General features: G+C 39.5%; 8 protein-coding genes. 5 read left to right on the top strand and 3 right to left on the bottom strand.

The genetic code is table 11. The features are described from left to right. Positions 1 to 253: 253 nt before the first annotated feature. Complete coding sequence (locus tag G585_RS0106255; RefSeq protein WP_022772890.1) at positions 254 to 1,426, top strand: IS110 family transposase; 1,173 nt, start codon at positions 254 to 256, stop codon at positions 1,424 to 1,426. Between the two features lie 251 nt (positions 1,427 to 1,677). On the opposite strand, the gene G585_RS17385 is transcribed toward G585_RS0106255, so the two are convergent. The 3 genes from G585_RS17385 to G585_RS0106235 form a co-directional block, all read right to left on the bottom strand. Beyond that, the gene (locus G585_RS17385) at positions 1,678 to 2,562 is read right to left on the bottom strand and encodes a hypothetical protein (protein WP_022773756.1); all 885 of its coding nucleotides are present in this window, start codon (positions 2,560 to 2,562) and stop codon (positions 1,678 to 1,680) included. Between the two features lie 470 nt (positions 2,563 to 3,032). Then, positions 3,033 to 4,688 carry an alpha-amylase family glycosyl hydrolase gene (locus G585_RS17380; protein WP_022773754.1) on the bottom strand — a complete coding sequence of 552 codons (1,656 nt, stop codon included), beginning with the start codon at positions 4,686 to 4,688 and terminating at the stop codon, positions 3,033 to 3,035. 46 nt (positions 4,689 to 4,734) lie between these two features. Beyond that, on the bottom strand, positions 4,735 to 5,706 hold the full coding sequence (locus G585_RS0106235) for an adenylyl-sulfate kinase (protein ID WP_022773753.1): 972 nt from the start codon (positions 5,704 to 5,706) through the stop codon (positions 4,735 to 4,737). Between the two features lie 204 nt (positions 5,707 to 5,910). Between G585_RS0106235 and G585_RS0106230 the strand changes: the two genes are divergently transcribed. The 4 genes from G585_RS0106230 to G585_RS0106215 all read left to right on the top strand — a co-directional run bounded on the left by G585_RS0106230 (position 5,911) and on the right by G585_RS0106215 (position 10,644). Further along, entirely contained in the window at positions 5,911 to 6,921 is a 1,011-nt protein-coding gene (locus tag G585_RS0106230; protein ID WP_022773752.1) for a LacI family DNA-binding transcriptional regulator, read from the top strand. Between the two features lie 383 nt (positions 6,922 to 7,304). Further along, positions 7,305 to 8,642 carry an ABC transporter substrate-binding protein gene (locus G585_RS0106225; protein ID WP_022773750.1) on the top strand — a complete coding sequence of 446 codons (1,338 nt, stop codon included), beginning with the start codon at positions 7,305 to 7,307 and terminating at the stop codon, positions 8,640 to 8,642. 83 nt (positions 8,643 to 8,725) lie between these two features. Next, on the top strand, positions 8,726 to 9,775 hold the full coding sequence (locus tag G585_RS0106220) for a carbohydrate ABC transporter permease (protein ID WP_022773749.1): 1,050 nt from the start codon (positions 8,726 to 8,728) through the stop codon (positions 9,773 to 9,775). After that, positions 9,775 to 10,644 carry a carbohydrate ABC transporter permease gene (locus G585_RS0106215; RefSeq protein ID WP_022773748.1) on the top strand — a complete coding sequence of 290 codons (870 nt, stop codon included), beginning with the start codon at positions 9,775 to 9,777 and terminating at the stop codon, positions 10,642 to 10,644. The genes G585_RS0106220 and G585_RS0106215 overlap by 1 nt, the downstream gene beginning before the upstream one ends. Positions 10,645 to 11,045 lie beyond the last annotated feature (401 nt).

Here is an 11,045-nt window from a genome sequence, read left to right as displayed (position 1 = left end):
GCCCCTCGTATTATATAGTCATACCCATTCTTTACCTTCTCTATAGGTATCGGGTATGCTGTTGAAGATGCTGTGGATTGGTTTTTATGCCCCTACCGCATAGACGGTTTCGGATAGGCTCCGACCACAGCCTCTTTGTCATAATGTTAATCAGTTAGATACCGCATGACGGTTTATGTAGAACGAGGTTACATCAGCAAAGAGCCCTGTGGATCAACAGCAGCATCAAATACTTTAAAGGAGGATCATGTGTATGATCTATGTTGGCATTGACGTTGCAAAGGATAAGCACGATTGCTGTATCCTCGGTTCAGATGGTGAAATCCTGTTTTCTCCATTCACTATCCAGAACACGTTACAGGGATTTGACGAACTGTATGAGAAGATCTGGTCATTAACCAAAGATCTTCATGAAATAAAAGTAGGTCTCGAGGCTACCGGACACTATCATCTCAATCTGTTACGGTCGCTCCTTGATAACGGCCTGGCCAGCTATGTTATCAACCCGTTACATACAAATCTTTTCAGAAAAGGTCAGAGCCTTAGAAAGACGAAAACGGATAAAGTCGACGCTGCTTCGATTGCTATGATGTTATTGACCGATAGGACGCTCAAGCCCTACTCAGACACATCATACCACAACGAAGAATTAAAGTCGCTCACAAGATACCGTTTCGACAAGGTTCAGGAACGTGCCAAACTCAAAACCTCCGTTTCCAGGCTTGTCAGCATTCTATTCCCAGAATTGGAAAAACTGGTCCCCACACTTCATACGGCTACCGTTTACGCTTTGCTCTCCGAGTTCCCCGGAGCTTCATTTGTTGCCGCAGCACATCTTACTCGCCTAAAACATCTTCTCTGTGAAGCATCCAAGGGGCATTACGGACGCGATGAAGCAATCCTCATCCGAGATGCCGCTATTTCTTCCGTAGGAACTGTAATGTCCGCAAAATCCATGGAACTAAAGCACACGATCCATCTCATTGAAGTCCTTAGCGAAGAAATCAACGAGATTGAAACAGCAATCAATTCCATCATGAATACGCTGGAATCTCCAATCACCACTATCCCTGGAATCAAAAATCGAATGGGTGCCATGATCCTTGCAGAGATAGGCGATTTCTCACGCTTTGAGAATGCAGACCAGATCCTTGCCTACGCAGGACTTTCTCCTTCAACATATCAATCCGGACAACTGACTTCATCCTATGCCCATATGGAGAAACGTGGATCTCGTTATCTGCGATACGCCCTGTTCAATGCCACGATATACGTCTGCAACTGGGATCCAGTGTTTAATTCTTATCTTGCCAAAAAGAGAGCGGAAGGCAAGCATTACTATGTAGCTATTTCACATGCATGTAAGAAACTTGTCCGGGTGATCTACCGGATGCAATTAACCGGCGAACCTTATCGCGCAGCATAAGTATTTCTTTCCTCTTCTGTCTGAGCACCCTATCGGATGCTCTGTTTGTCATGCAGTTTTCAAGGTACTGATCTATCTGAACGAATTGCTTCGTTTCAGTCTTGACATTTAATAGTTAGTCTATCCATAAACAAATCTACCATTTTTTTGGTCTGTTCAATGTCAATCGATGTCGGATCGTCAGAATTAAAAAGTGGCAGTCGCATTGTCCCAAAGCCTAGTTTTTTCATCGCCTATCCTCCAAATATTCATTACTTTTTCAAATCGTTATAAACTTGCATAACTTGTTCCATCGGGTATTTGCAAAAATCAGCTATTTCTTTTGGGCTTCTGCCCATATTGAGCATCTCAGTAATTTTTTCTTTATCGCGAAGGTCTATGCCTTTCTCTATACCTTTTTCTTCACCTTTCGCTTCGGCTTCTCTAAGATCATCGGCCATTATTTCTTTTAACGCTTCGCACATATCTTGTTCACCTCTCAATTTCCTATACAGTTCCTTATTTGCGCCAGCACTTATTTGAAGCACTGCGTCAGCATAATGCCTTGCTCCACTTTCTTTAAATTTCCTGGTTTCTTTAAGGAAAAGCTTAACCATTTCTTCATCCGCATTATGAGTCATTATGTTGAATGCAAGCAGTTCCTTATCTTTTAATTCTCCCATTACAATAATATTTAGAGGAATATCTATTATCCCGATAATATTGTAAACTCCGGGTCTTTTCTGTTCTACAGTTTTTCCTCTTAATACTAATTGCTTGAGCAATTTTTTTGGTTTTCTCGTCCTGAATATAGAAATAGTAATCTCACTATCTTTTATTGCATCTACACTATCTCCAAAGCTTTTATATAGGCAAGCATAAGCTATAACCTTATATAAAACATCAATATTTAATTCATCATTAGGATTCTTATATTCAATTATATTATACTTTAAAAAATCCAAGCCCACAGAATTGTTTATTACTATATCATCATTTTTCTTTATGACCAAAAAATCTATCATCAAAGGTTCTTTTGATAGGGGATGTTCTCTCTCAATATAGATATATTTTTTATATTTCATGAAGCTAAGGTTTAAACCACCATCAAAGCCTGAATGCCAATCAAGCCTCTCTTTCTCTCTGTCCAAACTCATCTATAAAATAAAACCTCCATTATTTTTGATAATCCGCTAAATATATAAGAGAAAAGACATGCCAAGTTCCACAGAAAACTTGTAACGGAAAGTCATCTTGAAAAAGGGCAAGATAGAGCGTAAAATTTCCATGTTCGCCAGCACAGAAAATTACAAACAACAAAAAAGACTCTCTTATATATTTAGCGTTTATGAGATTTGGATGACACCAGAATTACATAGTACTTACAGTGAATTGGACACACTGTCTGTATCATCCTTGCTCTAGTTGAGCAGATTTAAACAACGATTGATAAAATATCATAATATTTTTAATCTGTAAATAGTTTTTGTGATCGAATTTTTGAACATTTTGTGAAATCTCCAAAAATGTCGAATTCGGCATGATTACTGACGTTGCGATTATTTATTTCATAAAAATAGTCCACCCTTGAAACAAAAATTTCATGGGTGGACTTTCTTAGTTTTCTTTAAGAAATCTTGTAACTGTAATCATCAAAATCAGCTTCTAATGTAGCTTTGTGGCCGTTGTTTTCCCAGACAAACTTCATGACAGTTCCATCTACTGTAACATCAAGCTTGGCATCAAATCCAAATGCCGGACATGTGTTACGGAATCTCAACAATTCAAGCTGCTTCTTAACAACATCTTTTTTCATAGCAGCTTCAATCTGGTCAATAGTGAGATTTGTTCTGTTGATCTCCTTGTGTCCGCCTGCTCCTGCGCGCTTTACAGCTTCATGGTCATTCTTTCCTGCAAACAGATCAAGATACCAAACCTGTGGCTTACCGGGCATGAACATCTGAATTGCTCTTGCAAAGAGCATCTTCTTGTCATCATCGCCAAGAGCACTGTAATATGTAGCGTTTACCTGATAATACATATTCTTGGCACCATGAAGATCCTTAACAAATCCCCCGCGACCAACAATTGTATCGATCATATTCTGGATATCCTCTTCAGGAAGGATTCCCTTAAGATCAAGAAGCGGAATACCATCATGACATCCAAGCATATTAACTACGCGTATCTTCTTTTCCTGAATCTCATCTGCCCACTTCTTCAAAAGCTCTCCGGACTTTGATTCGATTGCGTAAATGAGAAGTCCCGGAAGGAAGAAATCATAAGTCATATAGCCCTTATCAGCCACAACTTCATAGATTTTTTCACTGTAACTTGCATGAATTTCAGGTAAAAGAGATACCTTAAACTCATCGGCAAGCTTCTTAACTTTTTCAAGCACATCCCAGGTATCAGGCTCATTTAAGAAGTTCTTTTTGCCTGGTTCTTTAGGTGCATAGGCAAAGGCATCAAGACGAACGATACTTGCGCCATAACCTGAAAGACTCTTAAGTGTATTTCTGTAATGTTCCCAAACAAGATCAGATTTAATATTAAGATCCATCTGTCCGAGATATCGTCTTCCAGACTCTAAATAATCAACAACTGCATCTTTATATTTTTCAAAACCTGTGAAATCAATTTCAGCAGGCTTCTTTCCCTCATCAAGTCCCTCGCAGACTCTACCCGCTAATCTCTGTGCAGAAAGATACTGAATATCCATCTTTTCCATAAGATCCTGCGCATCAGGTCTCTTGTACTGCACTTCCTGATAGAATGTATTCCAGTAAGGCACGTCCTTGCCATCAGGCATGCGGACCATAAGAATAGGAAGTCCGGGTTTTCTGAAAAACATGTCCTTTATATATTTCTGGTCAGGCTGGATATAGCCTTCATCAGTCATCTCGCCGTATCCATCCCAGAATTTGTTCCAGTTAATAAAGAAGTCAGCATATTTTGACTTCTCACCATTTTTTACAAGATCCTGGAACTGTGGAGAAAGAACTGAAGCATGATTAAGAATGAAATCAAGCTTCAGATTGATATCAAGAGCCTTAAGTGCCTCGATATCCTCTTTGCTGCCAAGCTGCTCATTGATACCATAATCTATTACAGAAAAACCTCTGTCCAAATCTGTGTTAAAGATACTTGGAAGAATGTAAAATGACTGAAAAACATCCTTGAATGCATCTTTTGACAGTACTGATACAATATCACCCAGAGTTCCACCCATACTATCAGGGTAGGCATTTAACATAGGTCCATTGTCGACAAATCTACTCATATCATTTCCTTTCAAAATATGTCAAAATGTTTGATCAATCAAATTATTACATAAGCTTTTTGAACTCATCATAGCTTATGATCTCACCGGCTTTTGTGATGATTATCTTTGCCTTGTGAGCCTGATTTACAAGCTTATTCTGTTCGAGTTCGAGTACCATCATAGTAAATGGACTGTCAAGCTTTCCATCTCTGTTTCTGGATCTTCTGTGCTCAAGTGTCTCCTGCGGAGTACTGTTCAAAAGAACCGGAATATCAACCTGAGTCATATAATCGCTGTTACCATGTGTCCACTCAACGATAAGAACCTGCTTAGCAGACATATCTACTTCATCATACCAAAGAGATGCCTCATCTCTTCCCATTCTCTTAAGCCAGAGCTTGTCAGCTCCATCCTTAAATGCTTTCATTATCTGATCAACTTCTTCAAAATCAGTCTCATTTGGTGTTCCAAGGTAGTTATCAAGTCCTTTTTCGCCAGCTTCTATATATGCTTTGAACCAGCTGTCAGTCTCAACATGAGCCTTGTTGGCATCATCTTCTGCGATCTGCCATTCCTTAACTTTAGCAAAGTTTTCAGGAGTCATGACACCGCTGTCAACCATTCCTCTGATTCCGCTCTCTCTAAATACATGAAGTCTTTCAGCGTCATTATACATAGGTATTCTGTGTGGATAATTATCACCAGACATTGTATAGCTACCGATTCCGGCCTTCTCAAGTAAATATGAAAGAAGTGATGCGATCTCAGACTTTCCAACTCCGGATCCTCCGCAAACCGCTACAACAGCACGATTATATGCGTTAGCACTCATCTTCTCTTTTAATTCTTTAATAAGAATTGGGAAAATAGTTTTTGCTTTTTCTATATGGCTTTCACCAATCTCAATTTTATCCCCTGGCATATCTCCGTGAGGTATATCATCAGGTATATTTAAATCAGTCAAAATGTTATTTGCATTATCAAGTTTTTCAAGGGCATCATTTACAGGTAATACTCTGCTATATTGTGTATTCATAATTCTCCTTCTACTCCTCAAATCGAAATAAACACACAAATACATAACACCGCCAGAATCACGTATTTATGCGGGTTTCACATGGCTTGCACAGTCAAAAAATAAATTGTATACACTTTTCTTTTTGACAATACATACTGAGCCATGTTATTTTGAACACAAGATACAATAACTTTTTTTCTTTGTAAAGACCAAAAATAAAAAATGATAACTATTAAAGAGATTGCAAAACAACTAAATATGAGCACTACAACGGTTTCAAATGTTATTCATGGAAAGACCGGTGAAGTGTCTGACGATACAAAAAAGATTGTTCAGGATTTTTTGGATAAAGTTGATTACGTTCCAAACATCAGCGCAAGAAACCTTGCACAAAACGAGTCAAAGATCATAGGCCTCGCACTTAAAGCCCGTGCAGATAAGTACGAAAACCTGATCATGGATCCCTTCGTATCAGAGCTGATAGGGGGTGTCGAGGAAACCATACGAAACGCCGGATATTTCATGATGCTCTATATTTCAAGTGATACCGCAGAAATAATGCGTCACGTCTCCACATGGAATGTTGACGGACTTATCCTTTTCGGAATGCTAAACGATGACGGAATCCGTGTCAGTGAAAAATATAAAAAGCCTATTGTCTGCATCGATACCTACAGTATTGAGGGCCTTAAACACTTCACAAATGTCGGCCTCGATGATGAACAGGGTACCTACGAAATGGTAAATTACCTGATATCGCAAGGGCACAGAAAAATCGCATTCCTTTCAGATAACACTAACGGTGTAGACCTTGCCAGATTAAACGGATATAAAAAAGCTCTAAAAGATGCAAAGATAAAATACAGCCCTTCTAACTTCCTGAAGATAAGACCTCACACAAAAGACCTGCCTGAAAGTTTGGAAGAGATATGTGAGAAATCAAAAGAGTTCACTGCCATAATGTGCGTTTCTGACCTGTATGCTGTTACGCTCATGGCTGCATTTGCCGACAGAGGCTTATCCGTTCCCGACGACATTTCTGTAGCCGGCTTTGATGACAATATGCTGGGGCAGCTTCACAGACCTGCTCTTACTACTGTTCATCAGAATGTAAAACAAAAAGGTGTAGTTGCCGCAGATACTTTGCTAAAACAACTTAAAAAGATAAAGACTCCAAATCAGATAGTTCTTCCAACACGACTGGTAATTCGAGATACTGTAAAAAAGATTTGATTATTGTAATGCACTAGAGCCCGCCATAACGGCGGGTTTTTTTTGTTGTATTTTTTACAATCAAATCTCAAATCCATAAATTTTTCTTGTCAATATTCACCACAGAACTTACGCGCATAAGCGCGCATTAATTATGCTATTTTATAATTTTTTAATACGTTTTATTGTAATTTTACAATTTTCTCAATTCACGCCAATCCATTAACCATGGGGGTTTTCGCGGTTATTAGTCAATTGGTCAATATTAATTTTAGTAAACCGCCTTGAATTTCTAGGCTTTTTGTGATAATTTGATTATAGCGTACAACTTATGCGCAAAAGTAACCGCCAAAAAGTAAATAAGTTATGGCAATTTGCACAAAGCAACAAAAGGAGGAAACAAAATGAAAAAGAAACTCATGTCAGTTCTTCTTGCAGGCACAATGGTTCTTTCACTTGCAGCTTGCGGAGAAACAGCAGCTGACACAACAACACCATCTGACAACACCGAAGCTCAGACAGAGACTCAGTCAGCTGATACTACTGAGACTGCAGCAGCTACAAGCGAAGTAGCAGGAACTCAGGAAGCTGTTCGTCTTCTCAATGGTAAGCCAGAGATCAACGATCAGATGCAGGCTCTTGCAGCTAAGTATCTTGAAGAGACAGGCAACGTACTTACAGTTGAGACAATCGGTGGCGACACAAACGCTTCTGATGAACTTAAGAAAATGTACCAGGCTGACAACATGCCAGATATCTTCGTTATCGAAGCTAACCAGGCTGCTAACTGGGACGGAATGCTCGCTGACCTTTCAGGTGAGGAATGGACAAACAAGACTGGATTCGAACTCGTTGATTCTACAATGGGTACAATCGGTTTCCCTTACACAGTAGAAGCTACAGCTCTTGGTTACAATGCTGACATCCTTGCAAAGGCAGGAATTGATCCTTCCACACTTACAAGCCCTGACGCTTGGAAGGCTGCTTGTGAAACACTTGATTCCAAGAAGGATGAGCTTGGCATCACAGCTGTATTTGGTTGGTGTGCAGAGCCTACAAACCTTGGATGGTCTTCAGGTACTCACGTATTTGGTCAGTATCTTGATGCTGGTCTTAAGGCTGACGATACAACATACATCGATCTTCTTAACGATGGTGGAAAGATTGATGAAGCAAGAATGAAGAAATTTGCTGAGTTCATCGGCATGATGAATCAGTATTCAGATCCAGCTCTTCTTGTAGATGGAACATATGACAATCAGGTTGCTGGTTTCAAAGAAGGCAAGTATGTATTCATCACACAGGGTAACTGGTGCGTAACATCTCCTGCAGATGTAAACTTCGAGTGTGGATTTGCTCCATATGCATTTGAAGATGGAATCAACACAATCATTGCTGGACCACCTTCATATTGGGTAGCATATTCAAACGGTAACGTAGAAGGTGCAAAGGCATTCTTTAACTGGTGCGCTGGCGATTCAGCTCAGAACATCCTTGTAAATGATGCTGGTCTTGTATCTCCTTTCGATGATTGCCAGTATGAAGCTGTTAACCCATTCTACAAGAGCATGAACAGCTACATCACAGCTGGTAACTACTCTGGATGGCACACAATGCTTAAGAAAGACGGTCTCCAGAACGAGACATGTAACGTATTTGCAGATTATGCAAAGGGCAAACTTGATGCTGATGGATTTGTATCAACAATGGCTCAGGTAATTTCTGCTTACTACGCTCAGTAATAAGAAGTAATTTGGGCAGGGCACACGTGTCCTGCCCTTTTATCAATCAAAAGAACTTTTGCCTCACGAAAGGGGGATCACTTATGAGTACATTTTCTATAGGGAGAAAGGCATCATCATTTATATGCCTTATAGCAGGAATTGTGCTTACAATAGTTGGTTTGGGTCTGTCGATTGCCGGCACCGGAAATGTGTTTAGGGGAGCCATGTTCGTGTGCGGAATCCTACTATTCTTCATAGGATTGTACTTGTTTCCAACTCTTAAGCACCACCGTTCAATTATTAATTTCATATTTTTATTTCCACTTTTGTTTGCCTTCCTTGTAACCGTTATAATTCCACTGTTCCTTGGTATCGGTTATTCTTTTACCGATTGGGATGGCATAAGACTTAAGAGCTTTGTTGGTTTTTCCAACTATGCAAGAATGTTCAAACAGCCTGCATTCTTGTGGTCCACACTTTTAACCTTTTTATTTGTAGTATTTAACATGATCCTTGTTAACCTTGTGGCTTTCCTTTTAGCACTGCTTTGCACATCAAAGATCAAGGGGCTTGGATTCTTCAGAGCAGCTTATTTCCTTCCAAACCTTATTGGAGGAATCGTACTTGGTTATATCTGGCAGTTCATTTTCAGTAATGTAGTAACTAAGTTCTCAGGAACTTACTCAATGCTTTCGGATACAAATACAGCGTTTATCGCTATTATCATCGTATATATCTGGCAGTATGCTGGTTACATAATGCTCATCTACATCACAGGTCTTAACACAATCCCCGGAGATGTTCTTGAAGCATCTGCCATAGATGGTGCAAATAAAGTTCAGACCCTTTTCAATATCAAGCTTCCCATGATTGCACCAACTATCACAATATGTACTTTCCTTACGCTTACATCTGCGTTCAAGCAGTTCGATGTTAACCTTGCTCTTACAAATGGTAAGGGATCAGTACAGTTCCTTGGCAACTATATTGCAAACGGAACAGAGATGTTAGCACTAAACATCTACACTACAGCAGTTATCAATAATGATTATGCACTTGGACAGGCAAAAGCCGTTCTCTTCTTTATCATTTTGGCTGCAGTATCAATCATTCAGGTTCGTATATCTAATAAGAAGGAGGTTGAATTATAATGCATACAAAAGAAAAAACATCCAGCGTTGTTATCAGGCTTGTTATAGCAGTTATCGTTGCAATTTATGTATTATTCCCATTCTTCCTGCTTCTTATCAACTCAGGAAAAGTTACAGCAGACATTACTGCTAACCCTGTAAGCTTTGCAGGAGCAAGCTTTTCACAGCTCCTCGAGAACATAAAGGCTGTAATCAATGATCCTAACTTCTTATTCTGGAGTTCATTTGGATCATCAGCGCTAATCACTGTTATCTCACTTGTTCTTTTGTCACTCTTCGGAGCCATGGCAGCCTGGGTAATCTGCCGTAACAAAACAGTTTGGTCAACAGTAATTTACTTTACTTTCATCGCATCAATGATCATTCCTTTCCAGGTAGTAATGCTTCCACTTATTTCTACATTCAGAGATGTCGGAAAGTTCATTGGAATCCCAATGCTTCAGTCAGTTCCCGGTATCGTATTTGCTTACCTTGGATTTGGCGGTGCAATGACAGTATTCATCTTAACAGGATTTATCAAAGGCGTTCCTTTTGATCTTGAAGAAGCCGCTTCAATCGACGGTTGCTCTCCTGAGCAGACTTTCTTCCAGATCATTTTCCCTCTTTTAACTCCTGTTATTACAACAGTAACAATCCTTAACGGCATGTGGATCTGGAATGACTATCTTCTTCCATCAATGATGCTTGGACAGAATGGTAAAGTAATGACGATTCCTATCGCCATTCAGAAATTCGTTGGATCATACGTAAAGAGCTGGGATAGAATCCTTCCCGCAGCGCTCCTTGCAATTATCCCAATGATCATAATCTTCCTCATCGCCCAGAAGCAGATCATGGAAGGCATGATCGAAGGCGCCGTAAAGGGCTGACCTCTTTTTATATCACTGTACGGAAGCCATAACATCCGAAGCTTCGCTTATCGCTCGGAGTATTTGCAAAGAAACAGTAAATACATAATAATTCGCCTCGTTTTCTTTCATGCTTATTCAGAACAGAAAACGAGGCTTTTATTATGCATCAACTGTTTCTATTGCTCATACTAAATCGCGCTAATCAAAGCTTCGGATGTCATCGCTTCCTGTACATGAAGATGTATAAATTCAGTTACTATTTTGCGTAGAACAGCAAAGATAAAATGTGAGAGTATTTTTTAACGATTTATCTTGAGGCAATGATGAGTAGAATAAAAAATAAGGGATTTGCTTGTGCTCTGAATAAGCATGAAACAAGCAAATCCCTTTAGTTTTTATTCGTCACGAATCACGCCAAA

The sequence above is a fragment of the Butyrivibrio sp. AE2015 genome (assembly GCF_000420825.1).
Taxonomy (GTDB): Bacteria; Bacillota; Clostridia; order Lachnospirales; family Lachnospiraceae; genus Butyrivibrio.
Note: the sequence above shows the minus strand (reverse complement) of the source record. Positions and strands in the feature narration are given on the sequence as shown.

Excerpts from the sequence above, each read along its gene's own strand:
- G585_RS0106255 (WP_022772890.1), top strand. The coding sequence starts at position 254 with ATGATCTATGTTGGCATTGACGTTGCAAAGGATAAGCACGATTGCTGT.
- G585_RS17385 (WP_022773756.1), bottom strand. The coding sequence starts at position 2,562 with ATGAGTTTGGACAGAGAGAAAGAGAGGCTTGATTGGCATTCAGGCTTT.
- G585_RS17380 (WP_022773754.1), bottom strand. The coding sequence starts at position 4,688 with ATGAGTAGATTTGTCGACAATGGACCTATGTTAAATGCCTACCCTGAT.
- G585_RS0106235 (WP_022773753.1), bottom strand. The coding sequence starts at position 5,706 with ATGAATACACAATATAGCAGAGTATTACCTGTAAATGATGCCCTTGAA.
- G585_RS0106230 (WP_022773752.1), top strand. The coding sequence starts at position 5,911 with ATGATAACTATTAAAGAGATTGCAAAACAACTAAATATGAGCACTACA.
- G585_RS0106225 (WP_022773750.1), top strand. The coding sequence starts at position 7,305 with ATGAAAAAGAAACTCATGTCAGTTCTTCTTGCAGGCACAATGGTTCTT.
- G585_RS0106220 (WP_022773749.1), top strand. The coding sequence starts at position 8,726 with ATGAGTACATTTTCTATAGGGAGAAAGGCATCATCATTTATATGCCTT.
- G585_RS0106215 (WP_022773748.1), top strand. The coding sequence starts at position 9,775 with ATGCATACAAAAGAAAAAACATCCAGCGTTGTTATCAGGCTTGTTATA.